19 protein-coding genes are annotated in these 20,251 nt (G+C 74.7%); 8 read left to right on the top strand and 11 right to left on the bottom strand.

The features are described 5' to 3' along the window. Window positions 1-83: 83 nt before the first annotated feature. The 4 genes from ACFWPT_RS14320 to ACFWPT_RS14305 all read right to left on the bottom strand — a co-directional run bounded on the left by ACFWPT_RS14320 (window position 84) and on the right by ACFWPT_RS14305 (window position 3,031). On the bottom strand, window positions 84-743 hold the full coding sequence (locus ACFWPT_RS14320) for a zinc ribbon domain-containing protein (protein ID WP_380481983.1): 660 nt from the start codon (window positions 741-743) through the stop codon (window positions 84-86). A gap of 228 nt (window positions 744-971) precedes the next feature. Then, on the bottom strand, window positions 972-1,220 hold the full coding sequence (locus ACFWPT_RS14315) for a hypothetical protein (protein WP_159398582.1): 249 nt from the start codon (window positions 1,218-1,220) through the stop codon (window positions 972-974). A 138-nt stretch (window positions 1,221-1,358) separates the two neighbouring features. Next, window positions 1,359-2,366 (bottom strand): signal peptidase I, encoded by a 1,008-nt coding sequence (lepB, locus tag ACFWPT_RS14310; RefSeq protein WP_380481981.1) that lies wholly within the window; start codon window positions 2,364-2,366, stop codon window positions 1,359-1,361. Window positions 2,367-2,434: 68 nt separating this feature from the next. Then, window positions 2,435-3,031: a helix-turn-helix domain-containing protein gene (locus ACFWPT_RS14305; protein WP_063350727.1), complete on the bottom strand. Its 597-nt coding sequence runs from the start codon at window positions 3,029-3,031 to the stop codon at window positions 2,435-2,437. Between the two features lie 95 nt (window positions 3,032-3,126). Between ACFWPT_RS14305 and ACFWPT_RS14300 the strand changes: the two genes are divergently transcribed. Continuing rightward, window positions 3,127-3,483 carry a hypothetical protein gene (locus tag ACFWPT_RS14300; protein ID WP_380481979.1) on the top strand — a complete coding sequence of 119 codons (357 nt, stop codon included), beginning with the start codon at window positions 3,127-3,129 and terminating at the stop codon, window positions 3,481-3,483. An 85-nt stretch (window positions 3,484-3,568) separates the two neighbouring features. On the opposite strand, the gene ACFWPT_RS14295 is transcribed toward ACFWPT_RS14300, so the two are convergent. The 3 genes from ACFWPT_RS14295 to ACFWPT_RS14285 all read right to left on the bottom strand — a co-directional run bounded on the left by ACFWPT_RS14295 (window position 3,569) and on the right by ACFWPT_RS14285 (window position 8,042). Continuing rightward, the gene (locus ACFWPT_RS14295; protein ID WP_380481977.1) at window positions 3,569-5,146 is read right to left on the bottom strand and encodes a hypothetical protein; all 1,578 of its coding nucleotides are present in this window, start codon (window positions 5,144-5,146) and stop codon (window positions 3,569-3,571) included. A gap of 414 nt (window positions 5,147-5,560) precedes the next feature. Next, on the bottom strand, window positions 5,561-6,382 hold the full coding sequence (locus ACFWPT_RS14290; protein WP_380428792.1) for an SDR family NAD(P)-dependent oxidoreductase: 822 nt from the start codon (window positions 6,380-6,382) through the stop codon (window positions 5,561-5,563). A 490-nt stretch (window positions 6,383-6,872) separates the two neighbouring features. Further along, window positions 6,873-8,042, bottom strand: a complete 1,170-nt coding sequence (locus ACFWPT_RS14285) for a magnesium and cobalt transport protein CorA (protein WP_063350723.1) — start codon at window positions 8,040-8,042, stop codon at window positions 6,873-6,875. A 458-nt stretch (window positions 8,043-8,500) separates the two neighbouring features. Here ACFWPT_RS14285 and ACFWPT_RS14280 point away from each other — a divergent pair, with 458 nt between their 5' ends. Further along, window positions 8,501-9,838 carry an FAD-dependent monooxygenase gene (locus tag ACFWPT_RS14280; protein WP_380376731.1) on the top strand — a complete coding sequence of 446 codons (1,338 nt, stop codon included), beginning with the start codon at window positions 8,501-8,503 and terminating at the stop codon, window positions 9,836-9,838. Between the two features lie 92 nt (window positions 9,839-9,930). On the opposite strand, the gene ACFWPT_RS14275 is transcribed toward ACFWPT_RS14280, so the two are convergent. Beyond that, window positions 9,931-10,830: a RimK family alpha-L-glutamate ligase gene (locus ACFWPT_RS14275; RefSeq protein WP_380376726.1), complete on the bottom strand. Its 900-nt coding sequence runs from the start codon at window positions 10,828-10,830 to the stop codon at window positions 9,931-9,933. 256 nt (window positions 10,831-11,086) lie between these two features. On the opposite strand from ACFWPT_RS14275, the gene ACFWPT_RS14270 reads away from it, so the two are divergent. Next, entirely contained in the window at window positions 11,087-12,688 is a 1,602-nt protein-coding gene (locus ACFWPT_RS14270; RefSeq protein WP_380481975.1) for an ABC-F family ATP-binding cassette domain-containing protein, read from the top strand. A 68-nt stretch (window positions 12,689-12,756) separates the two neighbouring features. Here ACFWPT_RS14270 and ACFWPT_RS14265 read toward each other — a convergent pair whose 3' ends face one another. Then, on the bottom strand, window positions 12,757-13,563 hold the full coding sequence (locus ACFWPT_RS14265; protein ID WP_380481973.1) for a methyltransferase domain-containing protein: 807 nt from the start codon (window positions 13,561-13,563) through the stop codon (window positions 12,757-12,759). A 306-nt stretch (window positions 13,564-13,869) separates the two neighbouring features. Here ACFWPT_RS14265 and ACFWPT_RS14260 point away from each other — a divergent pair, with 306 nt between their 5' ends. Both ACFWPT_RS14260 and ACFWPT_RS14255 read left to right on the top strand, forming a co-directional pair. Continuing rightward, a complete protein-coding gene (locus ACFWPT_RS14260) occupies window positions 13,870-14,652 on the top strand; it encodes a methyltransferase domain-containing protein (protein ID WP_380481971.1) in 783 nt (260 codons plus the stop codon). A 53-nt stretch (window positions 14,653-14,705) separates the two neighbouring features. Further along, window positions 14,706-15,158 (top strand): hypothetical protein, encoded by a 453-nt coding sequence (locus ACFWPT_RS14255; protein WP_380481969.1) that lies wholly within the window; start codon window positions 14,706-14,708, stop codon window positions 15,156-15,158. Between the two features lie 87 nt (window positions 15,159-15,245). Here ACFWPT_RS14255 and ACFWPT_RS14250 read toward each other — a convergent pair whose 3' ends face one another. Next, a complete protein-coding gene (locus ACFWPT_RS14250) occupies window positions 15,246-16,364 on the bottom strand; it encodes a DUF6745 domain-containing protein (protein WP_380481967.1) in 1,119 nt (372 codons plus the stop codon). A gap of 199 nt (window positions 16,365-16,563) precedes the next feature. Continuing rightward, window positions 16,564-16,890, bottom strand: a complete 327-nt coding sequence (locus ACFWPT_RS14245; protein ID WP_063350717.1) for a hypothetical protein — start codon at window positions 16,888-16,890, stop codon at window positions 16,564-16,566. 200 nt (window positions 16,891-17,090) lie between these two features. Between ACFWPT_RS14245 and ACFWPT_RS14240 the strand changes: the two genes are divergently transcribed. From ACFWPT_RS14240 to ACFWPT_RS14230, 3 genes are all read left to right on the top strand, one after another. Beyond that, complete coding sequence (locus tag ACFWPT_RS14240; RefSeq protein WP_380376691.1) at window positions 17,091-18,047, top strand: STM4015 family protein; 957 nt, start codon at window positions 17,091-17,093, stop codon at window positions 18,045-18,047. 77 nt (window positions 18,048-18,124) lie between these two features. Next, window positions 18,125-19,066 carry an STM4015 family protein gene (locus tag ACFWPT_RS14235; protein ID WP_380481965.1) on the top strand — a complete coding sequence of 314 codons (942 nt, stop codon included), beginning with the start codon at window positions 18,125-18,127 and terminating at the stop codon, window positions 19,064-19,066. Window positions 19,067-19,081: 15 nt separating this feature from the next. After that, window positions 19,082-20,221, top strand: a complete 1,140-nt coding sequence (locus ACFWPT_RS14230; protein ID WP_380481963.1) for an STM4014 family protein — start codon at window positions 19,082-19,084, stop codon at window positions 20,219-20,221. Window positions 20,222-20,251: the final 30 nt, after the last annotated feature.

Here is a 20,251-nt window from a genome sequence, read left to right as displayed (position 1 = left end):
TGCGGATCCTGATCCGCAGGCGCCCCGCCGTCGCGAGGTGCATGGGGTGCGTGGGGTGCGCAGTGTGCGCGGGGTCTGCGGGGTCAGCGCCTGGTGCCGCAGCCCGGGCAGAACGCCGCGCCCTCCGGGATGTCCTGGTGGCACTGGCCGCACTGGGTCGGCTGGGCGAGCCGGTGGCCGCAGCCCGGGCAGAACGGCGTGCCGTGCGTCTCCGCCGAGCACTGCGGGCAGACGAGCTGGCGCGGCGTCCGCACGTCGAACTCGGCGCCGGACTGCTGGCCCTGCTGGTAGGAGCGGTCGGACACCATGTCGTTGAGGCCGCGCCGCTGCGCCGCCATCGCCTCGGCCGCGGTGTCCGGGGCGCAGTCGTGGCACAGGCCCTGGCCCGGGTCGAAGCAGCGGCCGCAGACGTAGTGGGTGCAGCGGGCGCAGCGGTTGAAGTGCACCTGGGCGTTGGTGATCGCGCGCTGGAAGGCGGCGTCGCGCGCGTTGCCCCAGGTGTGGCCGGCCAGGCCGTCGGCGGCGTTGCTGATGGTGTTGGCGTTGCCGCCGATGAGGTTCCAGGCGGCGCTGACGCCCTTGCCGATCCAGCCCGCCACCTGGCCGGTGGTGAACGCCTCGAACGACGAGCGCCAGGTGTCGGAGCAGCGGTAGCAGGAGAACTCGAACTGGAAGCCCGCGCCGGTGCCGTGCTGCTCGCACAGGTCGCGGTAGTTGCTGCTGAAGTAGATCTCGGAACTCACGTCGTCCCCGGTCGATGAAGTGGCATGTCGGCGGCCCCGGGCCCCCCAAGGTGCCGACACGGATGGGGCGGGTCACGGGGGCGCTGCACAGAATCGCACATGCCGTCATATTTTGTGAATCTCTTATGGACAACGCCTCGTGATCGCCGCACCGAGGGACGTCCGAACCCACCGGACCGGTTCCGGTCACGCCGGTACCGGTTCCGATCGGAACCGGCCGACGCCTCCTCAGAGCCCGGCGACCGGCAGCAGCAGGACCCGCGCCGGGTCGAACCGCTCCCACCCGGCCGGCCGGCCACTGCGGCTCACCCGCAACCGGCACCACCGCTGCCCGGCCGAGTCCTGCCACCAGCCGCTGATCCGCCCGGACGCCCAGGTGCCGCCGCCGAGGTCCACCTCGACCGGCTGGTACACCCACTGGACGTCCGGGTCCGCCGGCTCCCCGACGGCCACAGGACTGCGCCGACTCTCCACCACGGTTCCGCCTCCCGACCCGGCCCCGACGCGCGGCCTCCCCGGTCGGGCGGCCACGCGACCAGGCGTGCAGCTCACCCCGGAAACTCTACAGGCGTGTAGAGAATCGCGGGAGGAGTTCCGCCGAAGCCCTCACCCGGCTCAGCGGCGGCCCCGGCGCGCGCCGCGGCGGCGGCGCCACAGGGCGAACGGCACGACGGCGGCCAGCCCGAGCGCGTCCGGCGCCGACGGCGCCTCCACCGGCGCGGCCGCGCCCGCGCCCGCCGGCACCTTGCCGAAGGTGTCCGGGACGGGCAGGGTGGACCAGTCCGTGAGCGGCCACGCGACGACGAAGGCCCGGCCGATCACGTTCCCCACCGGCACGAAGCCGTCACCGGTCTCGTTGTGGTGCGGGCGCGAGTCCCGCGAGTTGTTGCGGTGGTCGCCCATCACCCAGAGCTTGCCCTTGGGGACGGTGACGGTGCCCACCGGGTCCTGGTCGCAGGGCGCCGAACCGGGGAACAGGTACGGCTCGTCCAGCGCGACGCCGTTCACCTTCAGCGGGCTGCCCGCCTTGCACTCGACGGTGTCCCCGCCGACCGCGATCACCCGCTTGATCAGGTCCTTCTCGTCCGCCGAGGGCATCAGGCCGACGGTGCTCAGCACCTTCTGGACCGAGCTCATCACCGAGCCGTCCGCGTGCGTCGGCGCGCTCTCCAGCCAGCCGCCCGGATCACGGAAGACCACCACCTCGCCGCGCTCGGGCTCGGCACCGAACCACGGCGTCAACTTGTCGACCAGCACCCGGTCGCCGATCGCCAGGGTCTGCTCCATCGAACCCGAGGGGATCGAGAAGGCCTGAACGAAGAAGGTCTTGATGCCGAGCGAGAGCAGCAGGGCGATCACCAGCAGAATCGGAAGCTCCTGCCAGAACGGGCGCTTCTTCCGCCCGCTCTTGGCGTCCGGCTCCGCGCCGCCGACGCCGTCGGCCCCACCGGTCGGACCGCTGCCGCCGCTCCCGTCGCCGCCGGAACCACCGCCGGCCCGGCCGGCGCCGCCGCCGGAGGCCTCGAAGGCCCCCGCCGCGCCCGGGACTTCGGGCGCACCCACCGCGCCGCGCTCCCCGGTTCCACCGCTCTCGCCGGACTCCGTACTCTGCTGGACACTCATCTTCTCGGCCCCTCCCGACGGCCTGGCGGGAGACCGGAACGGAAAACCCCCGCTGTCAGGGAACGAACCTACCGAACGGAGGTTCCCGGGCGCGCCCTGACATGGATCCGCTCACCCTGAGGACCGAACAGACTGAGGAACTCCACCGGCTGCGGCCCGGCGTTGCCGAAGGCGTGCGGGGTCCGGGTGTCGAACTCGGCGGCCTCACCGGCCGTCAGCACCAGGTCGTGCGAACCGAGCACCAGCCGCAGCCGGCCGGACAGCACGTACAGCCACTCGTGGCCCTCGTGCACCTTCAGCTCCAGCTCGGGCTCGGTGCCCCGGCCGGGCGGCATGATCTGCTTGAAGGCGTGCAGACCGCCGAGGTGGCGGGTGAGCGGGATGATGGTCTGGCCGTTCCTGGTCACCGGGCGGGGATGGACCCGGGGGTCTCCGGTGGCCGGGGCGCCTACCAGTTCGTCCAGCGGCACCCGGTACTCCCGGGCCAGCGGCAGCAGCAGTTCCAGGGTCGGCTTGCGCTGCCCGGACTCCAACCGGGACAGCGTGCTGAGCGAGATCCCGGTGGCGGCGGCCAGTTTGGCGAGGGTGGTGCCGCGCTCGCGTCGCAGGGCGCGCAGCCGGGGGCCCACCGTGGTGAGGACGTTCTCGAAGTCTTCGTCGGCCATGCCTGCCATTCGCCGGGACGGCAAGGGCGTTTGTCAAACCGGCACACCGGTGCACGGGCGCGCGGGCCCGTCCGCGCGCCCTATGCTGTCCGGCCATGCGCATCCACCTCACCCGGGACAGCGTCGCGGCCGGCGACGACGCCGACGCCCCGCACCCCGCGGCGCTCACCCTCCCCGACGGCCTCGACCTGCCGCAGGCGCTCGCCGCCCTCGGACTCCCCCGGCCGTACCTGCCCCTGATCGGCGGCGGCCGCGCCAGCTGGATCCTGCGCACCGGCGACGGCGCGCCGCTCGCCGTACTCGCCCAACAGTGGCCGTGCGCCCGGCCGCTCCCGGGCGCCCGGGGCCCGCTCGCCCGCCTGGCCGGCCCGGACGGCGACGTCCGGCTGCACGCCGAGTACCGGCGCCAGCTGGACCCGGACGCCGAGTACGACCGGCTCGCCGCCGACTGAGGCCGGGGGCGCCGGAGCCTGGACGCACCAGAGCCCGCCGGGGGTTTCGCCGACGCCCGTCCGGAGCGTAACCGGCTGCCGGCGGCTACCGGTACTCGCGCAGGCGCGGTCGGACACCCAGCGCGGTGAGCGCGAGCGCCGCCGCCAGCGCGCCCGCGGCCAGGGCCGCCGTACCGGCGTCGAGGTCGCCGTCGGTCGCGGCGACCGCCGAGTCCATCGCCTTGGCGTTGACCGCGATGGTGTCCCCGATGGCCGTGCTCAGCTGGTCGAAGTCGTAGTTGGACTGCCCCTGGGAGAGGCCGGTGTTGAGCGTCACCGCCTCCTTGAGCCGGCCCTCGTCGCGCAGCGCGCGGATCTTCCGGTCGTCCTGCTGGTACTGCTGGAAGGCGGCGAGCACCCGCTCGGCGGCGTCCTGCTCGCCGGGGAAGGTGATGTTGTGCAGTTCGGTGCCGAGGTAGCCGCCGAAGGGGACGGCCGTGTGGTCGGCGCGGTGCCGGGCCGCGGCGGCCGCCAGCTGGGCGTTGTAGTCGGCGAGGGTGGCGCCGTCCAGGCGGGCGATCGCCTGGGTCTTGTCGAGGAAGCTCTGCTCGTAGGCGGCCGCGCGGGACGGGTCGGTGAGGTAACGGCTCTCGTCGGCGTTCAGGTCGAAGGCGACGGCACGGGCGCGGCTGAGCGCGATCACCGAGTCGTAGGCGTTGCTCTTGGCGGTCACCAGGTGGTCGTCGGCGCGGCTGACCAGGTGCAGGCCGATCGCCAGCACGACGGCGGTGAGCAGCGTGACTGCGGCCAGCACCGGGTTGACGACGCGGTGGTAGCGCACCGCCAGGACGCGCTGGAGCCCGAGCAGCGCGGCGAGCGCGAGCAGGCCGACCGCGAGCAGCCACCACCAGCCGCTGCCGAGGGCGTCGCGCCGCTCGGTGTAGACCTGCTCGACGGTGGCCTCGTTGGCGGCGGTGACCTGGTCGGCGGCGGGCAGCAGTTGCTGGCGCAGCAGGTCGGTGGCCTGGCGGTAGGCGTCCAGGGCGGCGGGCGAGGGCTGGCCGGCCGGGGCCTTGGCCTGCTCCTCCAGCAGCTGGGCGCGGGCCACCAGGACCTCGTAGCTGCCGAGCCGGCCGAGCACCTGCTGGACGGCGCGCTGGCCGGCCGGGTCGGCGGCCGCGGCCTGGGCGGCCTGTTGGAGGTCGCCGTCGGCCTGCGCGCGGCGCTGCTCGTAGGTGTCGAGGGTCTGCTTGCGCAGCGTCGTGTAGTCGGGGTCGGCACCGACCAGCAGCAGGTTGGCGGCCTGGGCGTCCATGTCGCTGAGCGCGAAGTAGAGGTCGGCGGCTCGGGTGGCCTGCGGGGCGGCCCGGTGGCCGATGGTGTCGGTGCCGTCGCGGGCCCCGCCGAGGACGGTGGTGGCGGCCGCGCCGAGGCCGATCAGGGCGGCCAGGCTGAGCGCGGTGAGGCCGCGGACCAGGCGCGGGGTGGTCCAGTAGGCGCGGCCGCCGACCGTCCGCGCGCCGTGCCGGAGCCGGGCCAGGGGGCTCGGGCGGGGGGCCGGGGCGGCCGTGGCCGGGGCTGGGGCCGTGGCCGGGGCTGGGGCCGGTTCCCCCGCCTGATCGGGTTCCGTCCCCGGGGCCGTCTCCCCCGTGGTGGCCGTCGTGCCCGCTGCCGAGGTGGTCATGGCCGCACGTTCCTCTCCCCCGTTGTACGGTCCGCCGGGGTTTCCTGCTGAAACCGGAGCAGAACCGTTTCTCTCCGCCGGGCGACGCTAGTGCCGTGCCACCTGCGGGAAGCCGCCCCCTGACGGCTCCTTGACGCCGCCGGGCGCCGTTCTTGACGCATCCTTAGCGACCGTCCCCGGCGCCCGGCGGTGCCCGCCGGTTCGCGGCGGCCCTCAGCGGTTCGCGGCGGTGATCGGCGGTGGTGAGTGGTGATGGGTGGTGGTGATGGGTGATGGCGATGGGTGGTGGGCTGCGGTGGTGGGCGGGTCAGCCCTGCCCGGCCCGGCGGCCGCGGTTCGCCGTGTTCTTCCGCCGGGCCCTCTTCTTGCGGGCGCGCTTGGACATCGTGTGCTCTCCGCTTCCGGGGAAGGGCTTCAAGCGGCCTGGCCGACCAACTGGTCCGCCAGCTTGACCAGGCGCTTCAGCGAGCGCTCCTCCTGGGCGGCCTGCGCCACCGGCGCCACCGAACCGCCGTCGTAGTAGGCGCCGTTGGCGACCGCAACGTCCGGCAGGCAGAGCCGGACGACGGCCGCCGCGCCCTCCACCGCCGGCGCGCCGGCCCGCCCGTACAGCGGCAGCAGCGCCGTGTCGCACAGGCCCGGGTTGAGGCTGACGGCGGTGATGCCGGAGCCGGCCGGGGCCATGTCGGCGGTCGCCATGGTGAGCGCGAGCTGCGACTGCGCGTACGCGGCCACCCGCGAGTACCTCTTCACCCGGTGCGGGTCCGACCAGTTCATCGACGCCGTCCGGTGCAGCGAGGACGAGACGTTGACGATCCGGGCGTCGCCGGACGCCGAGAGCGGCGCCCGCAGCAGCCTGGCCAGCAGGTGCGCGGCCAGGAAGTTGACCTGCAGCGAGACCTCGTTGCCGTCGTCGGTCAGCGTGCAGCGCTCGGGCGCCAGCGCGGCGGCGTTGTTGACCAGCAGGTCCAGCGCCGGGTAGTGCTTGACGACCGTGCCGGCCAGCACCGCGACCTCCGAGAGGTGGGTGAAGTCGGCGGCCAGCTCGACGAGTTGGTCCCGGCGGGCGCCGGCGTCGACCAGCCGGGCGACGGCCGCCTCGGCCTCCGGGGTGGTCCGGGCGTGCACCAGCACGGTGGCACCCAGCCCGGCGAGCAGCCGGGCGGTCTCCCAGCCGATGCCGGAGGAGGCGCCGGTGACGAGGGCGGTACGAGCGGACAGGACGGATTCGGACATGACCGTTCCCAGGGTGCGGGGCACCGCCGACCCTGTCCGGGCCGGGGTGCGGGCTCAAAAGACCTGATGAGATGCGGAACTCGCGCGCCCGCCCGCACCCCGCGCCGATCGGACGACGGGGCGGGGCGGGGCGCGGCACGTGCCGTGCCCTCCGGCGGGGAGGCGCGGATCAGCGCACGGCGATGGCGGCCGCGGCGACGCGGACCGGCGGCCGCGGATGCGGCGGGCGGTCGTGGTGGCGTGCCGGGCGGTTCATGCTCCTCATCCAACCGGCGGGCGCGGACCGGGGCAAGCGCCGCACCGCCGCCCTGACGAATCCCTGACGCCGGGCGAACAGCCGTGCGGTCGGCGCCGGTTGCGGCAGCCGGTCAGTGCTGCCTGCGCGGGGCCGCGCCGGCTTGCGGCGGCACGGCGGAGCCGGTCGCGAGCACCGCGCCCGAGCCGGACCGCGCCGCGCCCCGCACCAGCCGCGCCCCGCCGCGGCCCGCCGTCAGAGCCAGTTGCGGCGCTTGAAGACCACGTACAACCCGGTGCAGACCAGCGCCATCAGCCCGACCGCGAACGGGTAGCCGAACGCCCACTTGAGCTCCGGCATGATCTCGAAGTTCATCCCGTACACGGTGCCGATCAGCGTCGGCGCGAAGAGGATCGCCGCCCAGGAGGAGATCTTCTTGATCTCGTCGTTCTGCACGTGCCCGGCCTCGGCGAGCTGCTTCATCTCCTCGTTCTGCCGCTGCGAGACCAGCGTCGCGTTCACGGTCAGGATGTTCTGCAGCATCTGCCGGAAGCCGTCCACCCGCTCGGCGGCGTAGGTGGCGTGGTCGGCGACGTCGCGCAGGTAGCGCTGCAGCTCGTCGTCGGTGCCGTACTTGCCGAAGCCCGCCTCCAGGCTCTTCATGATCTCCAGCAGCGGCCGGGTGGCCCGTTGGAGCTCGATCACCTCGCGGGACAGCTCGTAGATGCGCCGGGAGACCTGCGGGTCGCCGCCGAACACCTCCGTCTCGATCTCGTCGATGTCGTGCTGGAGCCCGGCGATCACCGGCGCGTAGCCGTCCACCACGGCGTCCAGCACCGCGTACAGCACCGCCTCCGGGCCGAGCGCGAGCAGGTCCGGGTCCGTCTCCAGGCGGCGGCGCACCGCGGACAGGTCCGGTGCCTGCGAGTGGCGGACGGTGAGCACGAAGTCGGGGCCCACGAAGAGGTGGATCTCGCCGAAGTCGACCTCCTCCGCCTCGTCCAGGTAGCGCGCGGCGCGCAGCACCACGAACAGCGTGTCGCCGTAGCGCTCCAGCTTCGGCCGCTGGTGGGCGACGATGGCGTCCTCGACGGCCAGTTCGTGCAGGTTGAACCGGTCCGCCGCCTCCAGCAGCTGCGCCTCGGCGGGGCGGTACAGGCCGATCCAGGCCATCGCGCCGGGCCGGTCGGGCAGTTCGCGGTAGATGTCGGCGAGGTTCGCCGGTGTGTCGATCCGCCGCCCGTCCCGGTAGACCGCCGCGTCCACCACGGAACGCTCCAGGGTGACCGGCTCGACGGGCTGGTCGGGCCGCGGATCCATCGAGTGCTCCGGCGCCGGCTGCGCGTCGGCGGGTCCGGAGCCCCCGGCGGGGCGGGAGAACGGACGCTTGCTCGCGCGCACGGCGCGCACACGCCAGTCGGACATGGCGGGTACCTCCACGGTGGGTGCCCGGTCGCCGTCCGGGGACGGCGGGCCGGAGGCGCCCGGCCGGCCACCACGCGCACGGCGCGACCGGCGGCACCCCGTCGAGGACGAGGTCAGCGCCGCGTGGGAGCCGTACGGGAGGAGGAACGCCGGGTGCCGCGAATGGTGCGGGACAACCGGGGGCGGGGCCGACTTCGACCCGGACTACTGCACTCCACGGCTCTCACCTCCTCGGCTCCGCGCGCCCGCGCACCGGAAGGGGGGCCTGCACAACTCCCGCCGAGTGTAGTACCCGCTCCCGGGTGCCTCCCACCGCCCGCCCCCGGGGGCGCCGCGCGACAGTGTTCCGGACCGGTCGTGCGCCCGGCGCGTTCGGGCACCAACGGCCGCCCGTGTCCTGCCCGTTCATCCCGCCGATGCAATTACGGGGCCGCCACCGCCCGACTACGCTACGTGTCATGACTTCTTCGGAAACGGCCCCCGGGCGGGGCACGGCGGTGGTGATCGGCGGCGGGCTGGCCGGCACGGTGGCGGCCTGGGCCCTACGCGGGTTCGCCGAACGGATCGTGGTGGTGGAGCGGGACCGCTACCCGGCGGAGCCCACGTTCCGGGCCGGGGTGCCGCAGGGCCGGCACGCGCACCTGGTGCTGGAGGCCGGGCACCGGGCGCTGGAGGAGATGATGCCCGGCATCAACCAGGAACTCACGGAGGCGGGCGCGACGAGGGTCGCCGTCTCGGGCGATCTGAAGTGGCTCAGCTCGGCGGGGTGGATGGCGCAGTACCCGGCGCAGCTCGCCTTCCTCTCCTGCACCCGGCCGGTGCTGGACAAGGCGGTGCTGGACCGGGTCCGCGCCGAGCCCTCGATCGAGTTCCTGGAGGGCGCCGACGTGGTCGGCCTGCTCGGGTCGGCCCGCACGGTGACCGGCGTCAAGGTCCGCGACCGCGGGCCCGAACGCAGCGAAGTCCGGGAGATACCGGCCGAGTTGGTGGTGGACGCGGCCGGCCGCACGACCTCGGTGCCGGACTGGCTGGCTGAGCTGGGCCACCCGCCGGTGCCCGAGGAGCGGGTGGACGCGGGCGTCGCGTACTCCTCCCGGCTGTTCCACCGCCCGGCCGGCGTCGACATCGGCTACAAGGCGATCTACGTGCAGACCAAGGCCCCGGACGCGCCCCACCTGGGCGTGCTGCTGCCGGTCGAGGGCGACCGCTGGATCGTCAGCGTCGCCGGCATGCGCGGCGCCGAACCCGAGCCCGGCGAAGCCGGGTTCACCAAGCAACTGGCCCGGCTGCGCGACCCGAGCATCCGCGAGGCGCTCCAGCAGGCCGAGCCGGCCGGCGAGGTGCGCGGCTTCGTCCCCGGCCCCGGCATCCGGCGGCACTACGAACGCAGCGCCCCGGACGGCCTGGTGGTGGTCGGCGACGCCGCCAGCACCTTCAACCCGGTGTACGGGCAGGGCGTCACCGTCGCCCTGTTCTGCGCCCGGGAGCTGCGCCGCACCGCCCTGCGCCACGGCGGCATCGGCCACGCCACGACCCGGGACGCCCGGCGCGCGATCGCGGCCGTCTCCAAGAACCCGTGGGTGATGTCCTGCACCGAGGACGTCCGCTTCGCCGCCACCACCGGCGGACCCTCCGGCGCCCTGCTCGCGCTCCAGCACCGCTTCCTCGACAAGGTGCTGGCCGGCGCCGCCCACAACCCGGCGGTCACCGCCGCCTTCCACGAGGTGATGTCGCTGGTCGCCCCACCGACGCTGCTGTTCCGCCCGTCGCTCCTCGCCGCCATCCTGCGGAGCTGACCGGCCAGGGACGTGCCCGGCCGCCGACAGGCCTCCTTCGCCAGCCGCCGGCCCGGGGCGCGCCCGGCCCGCCGTACGCCCGGCCGGAACCGTCAGACGGGCTCCAGGTGCGCGGCCACGTACGGCACGGCGACCTGCTCCAGGGCGCCGCGGCCGAACGCCGGGTGGACGTTGACCTCGAAGACCACGCCGCCGCTCTCGGCGGCGAGGTCGACACCGGCCAGCGGCAGGCCGAGGCAGGCGACCGCGCGGATCGCCAGGTCCGCGAGGCCCCGGGGCAGTTCGGCGGCGGCGAGCGGGGCGGAGACGGCGCCGCGGCTCTCGTTGCAGGGGGCGTCCGGATCCGCCTGCACGTGTTCGACCACCCGGACCACCCGGCCGTCGAGCACCACCACCCGGTACTGGTGGCGGCGGCCGTCCGGGGTGAAGTTGCGGGCATCCCGGGCGATCAGCCAGTCCGCCCCGTCATGCTCGTAGTGCCGTGCGGCGGAAGCGAGTTGGGCGTGAGTGGTGACGTGGAAGACGTCGTCGCCGCCCATCCCGACGCAGGGCCGGGCCCAGACGTCGCCGCCGAGCCGGTCGAAGGCCTCGGCGGCGGCCCGCAGGCTCGGCCGGGACAGCGAGACGGTCGGCATGTGCGCGACGCCGTCGCGGGTGAAGCGGGCCACCGTGAGGTCCTTCTCGGTGGCCGCCCGCCAGGCCTGCACATCGGTGCCGAGCGAGCGGGCGCCGTGTGCACCCAGCAGCCGCTGGAAGGACGCGAAGTCGCGCCGCCGGTGCGGCGGGATCTCGTAGACCACGACGGCGTCGGCCGCCACACTGCGGCCGTCCGCCTCCAGGCGCAGCCCGCCCCCGTCGTCGGGACGGATCCGGCCGCCCCCGCCGGTCATGAAGTGCCGGGCGTCGAGCAGCACGGGCGCCCGGCCGGTGAGGGCCCGGGCGGCGGCGGCGAGGACGTCGCGGCTTCCTTCGGTCGAACTGTGATCAGTCAAGAGAACGAGCTCACGTCGACCCATGCGGGTCATGGAAGCGCGGGGCCCGCGCCCCGGCAAGGGGGCCCCACGAGCCAACACCCGCCCCACTGGCCGAAACCCGCGCGGACGCGGTGCGCTCCCGCCGGCAATTCGGATGCGGACGCTCCACCCGCCCCGCTACCCTGGGCCGCATGTCTACGCCCCGAATTTCCTAGCCGACGGACCCGCCTCCACACCACCCGTGTGTCCGTTCGCTGTTTCGGAGCGTTATCCCATGATCACCACCCGTGGTGTCGACCTGCGCGTCGGCGCCCGCCTCCTGCTGTCCGACATCACCGTCCACATCGCCCCCGGCGACCGGATCGGCCTGGTCGGCCGCAACGGCGCCGGCAAGACCACCCTGCTCGCCACCCTCGCCGGACAACTGCCGCCCGCCGCCGGGACGGTCACCCGCACCGGCCCCGTCGGCTACCTCCCGCAGGACTCCCGCGCCGCCGACCCGTCCGCCACCGTCACCGACCGCATCCTGTCCGCCCGCGGCCTGGCCACCGCCGTCCGCGCGCTGCGCGCCGCCGAAGAGGCGATGGCGCAGGCCGACGCACCGCACGACCAGCGCCGGGCGATGGACGCCTACACCCGCGCCGAGGCCGAGTTCCAGTCCCGGGGCGGCTACGCGGCCGAGGCCGAGGCCGCCCGGGTCGCGGCCGGCCTCGGACTGCCCGCCCGGGTCATGGACACCCCGGTCGGCACCCTCTCCGGCGGCCAGCGCCGCCGGGTCGAGCTGGCCCGGATCCTCTTCGCCGACCACGGCACCCTGCTGCTCGACGAACCCACCAACCACCTCGACGCCGACTCCGTCGCCTGGCTGCGCGGCTTCCTCGCGGCCCACCAGGGCGGGCTGGTCCTGATCAGCCACGACCTCGGCCTGCTCGCCGACACCGTCAACCGGGTCTTCCACCTCGACCCGCAGCGCGCCGCGATCGACGTCCACAACACCGGCTGGCGGGCCTACCTCGACCAGCGCGCCGCCGACGAACGCCGCCGCACCCGGGAACGGGCCAACGCCGAACGCAAGGCCGCCGCCCTGCACGCCCAGGCCGACCGGATGCGGGCCAACGTCGCCACCGCCACCAGCGCCCGCAGCATGGCCCGCCGCGCCGACCGGATGCTCGCCGACCTCGAACCCGCCCGGCAGGCCGAACGGACGGCCCGGATCCGGCTGCCCGAACCCGCCCCCTGCGGCCGGATGCCGCTCGGCGCGATCAGCCTCGCCAAGGCCTACGCCGGCCGCCCGGTGCTCACCGGCCTCGACCTGGCCGTCGACCGGGGCAGCCGGATGGTCGTGCTCGGCCTGAACGGCGCCGGCAAGACCACCCTGCTGCGCATCCTGGCCGGCCACGAGAGCCCCGACACCGGCCGGGTGGTGCCCGGCCCGGGCCTGCGGCTCGGCTACTTCGCGCAGGAGCACGACACCCTCGACCCGGCGCGCAGCGTCCGCGACAACCTCGCCCAGGCCGCGCCGCACCTGAGCGACGGCGAACTGCGGCACGTCCTCGGCGCGTTCCTGTTCCGCGGAGACGACGCCGACAAGTCGGCCGGGGTCCTCTCGGGCGGTGAGAAGACCCGGCTGGCGCTGGCCGGCCTGGTCCACTCCGGCGCCAACGTCCTGCTGCTCGACGAGCCCACCAACAACCTCGACCCGGCCTCCCGGGCGGAGGTGCTGGCGGCGGTCGGCACCTACCCGGGCGCGATCGTGATGGTCACCCACGACCTGGGTGCCATCGAGGCCCTGCGGCCCGACCGCGTCCTGCTCCTCCCGGACGGCGACGAGGACCTGTGGCACGACTCCTACCTGGAGCTGGTCGCCCTGGCGTGAGCGGCGCCGCCTGACGCCGCCGCGCCCCTCCGGTCTCCCCGGCGGGGCGCGGCCGGGCCCGAGCCGTCCTACGGCTTGCGCGCCTCGATCAGGAAGCGCGCGGAGTGGGCGACGAACGGCCCCTCCGTCCGGATCAGGGCGTCCAGTTCACGCAGCCGGTCCCGGTAGGCCGCCACGGTGAAGCCCGGGACCATCCAGATCACCTTCCGCAGGAAGTACACCACCGCGCCGATGTCGAGGAACTCCATCCGGAGCCGCTCGGAGCGCAGGTCCACCACCTCCAGCCCGGCGTCGCGCGCGGCGGCGCTCTCGTCCTCCGGGCGGCGCGCCCGGCGTGCCTCGGGCTGCGGGCCGAGGAAGTACTCGACCAGTTCGAACCCGGACGCCGGCCCCACGTGCTGGGCGTAGTAGGCGCCGCCGGGCCGCAGCACCCGGGCGATCTCCGACCACCAGGCCTTCACCGGATGACGGCTGGTGACCAGGTCGAAGGCCCCGTCGCCGAACGGCAGCGGCGGCTCGTCCGGGTCCGCGACCACCACCACGCCCAGCGGGTGCAGCAGGCCGGTGGCGCGCGCGACGTTCGGCGGCCAGGACTCGGTGGCCGCCATGGTGGCCGGAAGCGCTCCGCGCTGCGCGGGAGCGGGCTGTCCTGCGACGGGCTTCGCAGCGGCGAGCCGGGCTGCGCCGGCCAGCACCTCGCCGCCGCCGGTCTGAATGTCCAAGGCTGCCGAGGCCCGACCCAGCCGCTCGGCCAGCAGCCGCTGGTAGCCCCAGGACGGCCGTTCCTCGGTGGCGCGGCCGGCGAGCCAGGAGAAGTCCCAGCCGTCCACGGACACCGCCTCGGCCTCGGCGATCAGCTCTTCGAAGGTGCGCATACCGGCATCATCCCGGTGGCCCGCCCGCCCGGCGAACCGTTTGACCCTCCGGGTCATCCCCTCGTACCGCAGGGCGGTTCCCCGGACCACGAGCAGACCGCCTGCCGTGATCAGCCCGTTCACCGGCTCCGAACCGCCGCCCCATCGTTCCCCGCCCTCGGAAAACCGGTGTCCGCCCCCGGTACGGCTGGGCGAGGATGACGGCGTGACGAACGAGCAGGCGAGGGCCCCGCCTACCACCTCGCCCACGTCAACGCCCGTCGTGCCCGCTCTTCACCCCTCTCGCCACCGTGGAGTCCCGACGCCATGACCTCCTCACCGCAGTCCCCCGTCGGCCGCTTCTACGACGAGTTCGCGGCCGGGTACCACCTCCTCTACCCCGACTGGGACGCCTCCGTCGCCCGCCAGGGCGCCAGCCTCGACGCCCTGATCCGCGCCGGCCTCGGCGATCGCCCGGTCGACGTCCTGGACTGTGCGTGCGGCATCGGCACCCAGTCCCTCGGCCTCGCCGCCCTCGGCCACCGCGTCACCGGCACCGACCTCAGCCCGGCGGCCGCCGCCCGGGCCGTCACCGAAGCCGCCCGACGGGGCCTCCGTCTCCCCACCGCGGCCGCCGACATGCGCGGGCTCCCCTTCGCCGACGCCCGGTTCGACGTCGTCGTCTGCGCCGACAACGCGCTCCCCCACCTACTCACCCCCGAGGAGGTCCGCACCGCCCTCACCGAGATGCGCCGCGTGCTGCGCCCCGGCGGCCTGCTCCTGCTCACCATCCGCCCCTACGACGACCTGCGCCGCTCCCGCCCGGCCTCCACCCCACCCCAGACCACCGAACGCGACGGCCGACGGTCCGTCATCTTCCAGCTCTGGCACTGGCACGAGGACGGCGAGCGCTACGACCTGGAGCTCTTCCACCTCACCCCCGATGCCACCGGCCAATGGCAGACCGACATCCGTCGCTCCACCTACTGGGCCCTCACCCAGTCCCAGCTCACCGCCCTCGCCTCCGAGGCCGGCTTCACCACCTCCCACTGGCAACCACCCGCCCGAACGGGCTTCTTCCAACCCGTGCTCATCGCCCGCGCCCCCTGACCCTGGCCGACCCCGACGACTGCACGATCCACACCGGCCGGGACAATTCCGGGGTGCTATTGACATGGATCGCCGAAATAGCGGACGAACCGCTGGTGCTGGAGCCGAGCGACCGGCGGGTCGAGTGGCGGACCAACACCTGGTACCTGAGTGCGGAGGATGAGGACAAGCAGTCCTTGTCCGTGACCGAGGTGGTCGCCGCCTTCGAACGAACCGCTCAGGCCATCCGGCACCGTATCCACGCGCTGGGCTTCGCCGGGGTGGCGACCTTCTACGTGTGGCACGACGAGCAGGTCGATCAACTCCGCTGCTCCACCGGATCGGTGGCCGTCGACGAACTGCCGTTCGGCGGCACCTACCTGCCCTCCGACGACCTCGTTCCGGTCGTCGAGGGCTTCCTGAGCGGCCGACAGCCAGCCGGGACCGACCCGTCGGACCAGACCGCGCCCAACGCCATGGCCCCCTTCCCCGTCTGGGTCCGCAACGTCGGACCGACCTCACGCTGACCTGTCCCGCACCCCGCCGAGGGGCAGCCCCGAGATCGGCTGGCCGAGATGCGCGGCTCAGCGGCCTGCGCCGGGGGTCCGGGCCGGTCAGGTCTCGCGCTGCGGGTGGTACTCGGACTCGGGTATGCCGAAGGTCCAGGCGACCCCGGCGCGGGCGGTGCGGGTGCTCGGCGGGACGCGCAGCCAGTAGGTGCGGAAGGTGCCGTCGGGCTCGGCGGTCGAGTTGACGACCTCGACCATGACCACCGGTTCGTCGTCGGGCAGGGTGATCCGCCAGAGCACCCCGGTCTCGTCGCGGTGGATGGGCTCGGCACCGGAGTCGGCCAGGTAGCGCTCGTAGCCGTAGTGCTCCAGCAGGACACGGCGCAGTTCGGCGTTCTCCTCGGTGCGGATCCGCTCGACGGTGACGTCGGCCAGCCCGGCCAGGAACTCGGCGGGCACGGGCATGCCGCGCCAGGCGTGCAGGGCGAAGCCGTCGGCGTACTCCAGGGCGGGGCCGTCCGCCCGGTCGAGCCGCCCGGCCTCGTCACGGTGCAGCGCGACGGGGCGCTCGCTGACCAGCGCGACGTCCTGGTACGGCCACCACCAGCCGGCCTCGCGGGCCACCCCGGCGAGCGGCGCGACGGCCTCGGCGCTGCCCCCGGCCGTGTCGGAGGCGGCCTCGAAGGCGGCGAACCAGGGAGCGTCGTGCTGGCCGCGCACGGCGTCGAGCAGGGCGAGCCGGACGGTGGTGCGCCGGGCGCGGGCGGCGGCGGCCGCGTCGTCCGAGGCCTCCTCGCGGTCGGCCTCGGGGGCGAGCCGGTCGAGGACCGCCGTGCGGGTGCGGTCGGCGAGCGGGGTGGTGACCGGGCCGAGCTCGCCGCCGGTGAGTGCCCAATGCGCCGCCCACCCGGCCGCGCCGACCTCCTCGACGGCCCGCCGCCGGGCCTGTTCCCAGGGCCCGGTGCGCACGGCCTCGCGTACGCTCACCGCGCCGGCGGCCCGCAGCTGCAGCGCCGCCTCGGCGGCGGCGAACGGCGAGCCGAACCAGCGGACGGCCGTGGGCTCGGGCAGCCCGGCTGCCCGGTAGGCGGCCCGGACCGCGTGCTCGGCCGCCGACCGGTCGGCCGGGCCGGTGGCCGCCGCAGCGGCCCGCCAGCGGGCCGTCACCTCGGCGGGCCCGGCCGTCACCGCGCCCGCCGGGCGGTCAGGGATCGTCGTCTCCATCGTCTGCTCCGTTCCCGGCCGGGCTCCCCGCCCGGCCGCCTGCTTCCGTTCCGTTCGGCACTGCGCGTTCCACGCTGCACGTTCCGCGTGGCACACCGCGCCCGCCCACCCGTCTACCGGCTGTCTGCCATCGCCCGGCACCCGGCCACCCGCCCGTCGGCCGGTCCGTCAGCCGTCGGCCCGTTCGTCGGGCCCTGCGTCAGTCCGCGACCACCCGCACTGCGCCCGGGGTGTACTCGCGCTGGCGCACCACCCGGTACCAGCTCTTCGGCAGCGGTATCGCCGCATGCTCCTCGTGCACCACCCGGCCGCCCTCGGGCAGGTGCAGCCAGCCCGCGCCGAACGGACCGGCCTCCCGGCGCAGTTCCCCGGGACCGACCACGGCGTGCGCGTGGCCGGTGACCTCCCCGAGGGCCAGCACCATCCGGCCCCGGCCGTCCCGGGGCTGGACGGCCAGCGCGGCCACCCGGGGCGGCACGGCACCCTCCTCGACCGGCACGATCAGCACATCGCCCTGGCGGTACATCAGTCCTCCCTCGCCGTACGGCCGGACCCGACGACCGCCGGAATCCCGGGCTCCACCGCGCTGTTCGCGGTCACGTTCCGGAGCCACGACCAGAACGTAGAGCAAGGGTCTGACAACGCGCCCGGCCGGCCACCCGGCCACCGGATTGTCGGACCCGGCTGGTAGACACGTGTTCGGCCCCGACCCCTGAGGAGCAGCGCATGACCGTCAACCACCACATCGAGCAGTTCCACGGTCTCCCGGTCTTCGACTTCGTCCAGGCCCTGGACGAGGCCGCCGACGGCGGCGACGCGGCAGCCGTGACCCTGCCGGAGCCGGCGTCGGCCGCCTGGCGGATCGGCCTGCACTACGAGTCCGAGGAGGCCTTCACCAAGCGCTGGCGGCAGTTCCTCGACACGGTCGACACCGAGCGCGTGACGGCCGTGGTGATCGGCCCGTGGTTCTCCGACGAGCCGGAGCAACTCGACGCCGCCCTGGCCGCGATCGTCGAGGCGGCGGACCGGCTGCCCGCGCTGCGGGGGCTCTTCGTCGGCGACGTCACCTACGAGGAGAGCGAGATCTCCTGGTTGGAGATGTGCGATGTCACCCCGCTGCTGACGGCCTACCCCGAACTGACCGAGCTGGTGGTGCGCGGCGGCAGCAACCTGGAGCTGACACCCGTGCGCCACGAGGCGCTGCGAGCGCTGCGCTTCGAGGCCGGCGGCCTGCCGGCCCCGGTGGTGCGGGCGGTGGCCGGCTGCGACTTCCCCGCCCTGGAGCGGCTCGAACTCTGGCTCGGCGTCGACAACTACGGCGGCGACGCCACGCTGGACGACCTCGCCCCCTTCCTGGACGGCACGCGCTTCCCCGCGGTGCGCCATCTGGGCCTGCAGAACAGCGAGTTCGAGGACGACATCGCGGCCGCCGTGGCGCACGCGCCCGTGGTGGCCCGGTTGGAGTCGCTCAGCCTCGCCATGGGCGTACTGACCGACCAGGGCGCCACCGCCCTGCTGGAGGGCCAGCCCCTCACCCACCTGCGCGCCCTCGACCTGCACCACCACTTCCTCACCGGGGAGGTGCAGCAGCGCCTCACCGAGGCCCTGCCGGGCGTCGAGATCGACCTCTCCGAGGCCGGAAAGCCCGACGACCGGTGGCGCTACGTCGCCGTGGCCGAGTAACCGTCACCGACCGCGCGCCCGACGCCGCCGCACCACCACACCGACCAGCCCACCACGCCCATCCGTCTGGAGCCGACATGACCGTCTCCCTCCACCCCGACCGCTTCCACGACCTGCCGATCCGCGACTTCAACCCCGACGACGGCACCCGCACGCCGCCCGCCGCCGGCTCGGTCGCCTGGAGGCTCGCCCTGGACTACGACGCGAAGCACGACTTCGCGCAGCTCTGGCAGACCTTCCTCGACACCGTCGACCCTGGCGGAATCCGCGCCCTGGTGATCGGCCCCTGGTGGCACGGCGGCTACGTCCCCGTGGCCGCCACCGTCGCCGCCATCGCCGCGGACGCGGAGCGCCTGCCCGCCCTGGAGGCGCTCTTCCTCGGGGACGTGACCTACGACGAGTGCGAGATCTCCTGGATGGAGATGGGCGACGTCACCCCGCTGCTGACGGCCTTCCCCGGGCTGACCGAGCTGACCGTCCGCGGCGGCACGGACCTGAGCCTCCAGCCGGTGCGGCACGACCGGCTGACCGCGCTGCGCTTCGAGGCCGGCGGCCTGCCGGCCCGGGTGGTGCGGGCGGTGGCGGGTTCCGAGCTGCCGGCGCTGGAGCGCCTGACGCTCTGGCTCGGCGTGGACGAGTACGGCGGTGACGCCACGATCGACGACCTCGGGCCCTTCCTGGACGGCGCCCGCCTCCCGAGCCTGCGCCACCTCGGGCTGGCCAACAGTGAGTTCCAGGACGAGATCGCCTCGGCCGTCGCGCACGCGCCCGTGGTGGCCCGGCTGGAGTCGCTCGACCTGTCCATGGGCGTGCTCTCCGACGAGGGCGCCGCCGCCCTGCTGGAGGGCCAGCCGCTCACCCACCTGCGCGCCCTCGACCTGCACCACCACTACCTCAGCGAGGAGCTGCAGCAGCGCCTCACCGAGTCCCTGCCCGGGGTCGCGCTCGACCTCTCCGAGGCCGAGGACCCCGACGAGGACGAGGACGACGGGGACCGCTACGTCGCGGTCGCCGAGTAGGCGGGTGACGGCACGATGACACCGCAGCTGACCGTCCTCGGCAATCCCGGGCACCGACGGGTGACGCTGTTCGCCGCCGCCGCCCGGGCCGCCGGGCTGCCCGAGCCCGCCGTCCTGCCCTGGCTGGACGTGCTGCGCGGCGACTACCGGCTGCCCGAGGACGGCCTGCTGCGGATCGAGTCGCCCGGTGAGGAGGCCCTGGTCGACGAACTGCTGCGCGGCCCGGCGCTCGGCCCGTCCTACGCGCCGACCCGGGTCGAGGGCACGGCCGCCTGGTACGCGGGGGTGACGGCCGCGCTGCGCGAGCTGGCCGGGCGCCCCGGCGCACGGCTTCTGGGCGATCCGGAGGAGATCGCCGTGATGTTCGACAAGCGGCGGGCGCACGCGCTCCTCGCCGCCGCCGGGGTGCCGGTACCCCGGGCGCTGGGCGGCGAGGTCACCGGCTGGGAGCAGTTGCGCGGGCGGCTGGCCGCGGCCGGCCTGCGCCGGGTCTTCGTCAAGCCCGCGCACGGCTCCTCCGCCTCCGGGGTGACGGCCCTGCAGTTCGGGCCGCGCGGGCAGGTCCTGGCCACCACGTCGGTCGAGCTGGCCGACGGGCTGCTGCACAACTCGCTGCGGGTCCGCCACTACCGCAGCGAGCGGGAGGTGGCCGAGATCATCGACCGGCTGGCACCGGACGGGCTGCACGTCGAGCAGTGGATCCCGAAAGCCGCGCAGTCCGGCCGCTCGGCGGACCTGCGCGTGGTGGTGGTCGCCGGCCGGGCCACCCACGCGGTGGTGCGCACGAGCGCGCAGCCGATGACCAACCTGCACCTCGGCGGCGCCCGGGGCAGCCTCGACCTGGCGCGGGAGGCCGCCGGGCCCGCATGGCCGGCCCTGCTGGAGACGGCCGAGCGCGCGGCGGCCTGCTTCCCCGGCTCGTTGATGGTCGGGGTCGACGTCCTGCCCACGGCCGGCTGGCGGCGCGCCCTGGTCGGCGAGGTCAACGCCTTCGGCGACCTGCTCCCCAACCTCACCGGCCTGCCCGGCGGCCCCGCCGAGGGCCTCGACACCTACGGCGCCCAGATCGCCGCCCTCACCGGGGCCACCGGCCGCACCACCGGAACGCCCCTCCCCACCCCGACGGACCACCAGATCACGGAACCCTCCCGATGAACCACCAGACCTCCCCCCACACCCAGGCTC

Source organism: Kitasatospora sp. NPDC058478, assembly GCF_042720345.1.
Lineage (GTDB): Bacteria > Actinomycetota > Actinomycetes > Streptomycetales > Streptomycetaceae > Kitasatospora.
Note: the sequence above shows the minus strand (reverse complement) of the source record. Positions and strands in the feature narration are given on the sequence as shown.

Coding starts and splice junctions, on each gene's coding strand:
- lepB (WP_380481981.1), bottom strand. CDS start 2,366: ATGAGTGTCCAGCAGAGTACGGAGTCCGGCGAGAGCGGTGGAACCGGG.
- ACFWPT_RS14305 (WP_063350727.1), bottom strand. CDS start 3,031: ATGGCCGACGAAGACTTCGAGAACGTCCTCACCACGGTGGGCCCCCGG.
- ACFWPT_RS14300 (WP_380481979.1), top strand. CDS start 3,127: ATGCGCATCCACCTCACCCGGGACAGCGTCGCGGCCGGCGACGACGCC.
- ACFWPT_RS14295 (WP_380481977.1), bottom strand. CDS start 5,146: ATGACCACCTCGGCAGCGGGCACGACGGCCACCACGGGGGAGACGGCC.
- ACFWPT_RS14290 (WP_380428792.1), bottom strand. CDS start 6,382: ATGTCCGAATCCGTCCTGTCCGCTCGTACCGCCCTCGTCACCGGCGCC.
- ACFWPT_RS14285 (WP_063350723.1), bottom strand. CDS start 8,042: ATGTCCGACTGGCGTGTGCGCGCCGTGCGCGCGAGCAAGCGTCCGTTC.
- ACFWPT_RS14280 (WP_380376731.1), top strand. CDS start 8,501: ATGACTTCTTCGGAAACGGCCCCCGGGCGGGGCACGGCGGTGGTGATC.
- ACFWPT_RS14270 (WP_380481975.1), top strand. CDS start 11,087: ATGATCACCACCCGTGGTGTCGACCTGCGCGTCGGCGCCCGCCTCCTG.
- ACFWPT_RS14265 (WP_380481973.1), bottom strand. CDS start 13,563: ATGCGCACCTTCGAAGAGCTGATCGCCGAGGCCGAGGCGGTGTCCGTG.
- ACFWPT_RS14260 (WP_380481971.1), top strand. CDS start 13,870: ATGACCTCCTCACCGCAGTCCCCCGTCGGCCGCTTCTACGACGAGTTC.
- ACFWPT_RS14250 (WP_380481967.1), bottom strand. CDS start 16,364: ATGGAGACGACGATCCCTGACCGCCCGGCGGGCGCGGTGACGGCCGGG.
- ACFWPT_RS14245 (WP_063350717.1), bottom strand. CDS start 16,890: ATGTACCGCCAGGGCGATGTGCTGATCGTGCCGGTCGAGGAGGGTGCC.
- ACFWPT_RS14240 (WP_380376691.1), top strand. CDS start 17,091: ATGACCGTCAACCACCACATCGAGCAGTTCCACGGTCTCCCGGTCTTC.
- ACFWPT_RS14235 (WP_380481965.1), top strand. CDS start 18,125: ATGACCGTCTCCCTCCACCCCGACCGCTTCCACGACCTGCCGATCCGC.
- ACFWPT_RS14230 (WP_380481963.1), top strand. CDS start 19,082: ATGACACCGCAGCTGACCGTCCTCGGCAATCCCGGGCACCGACGGGTG.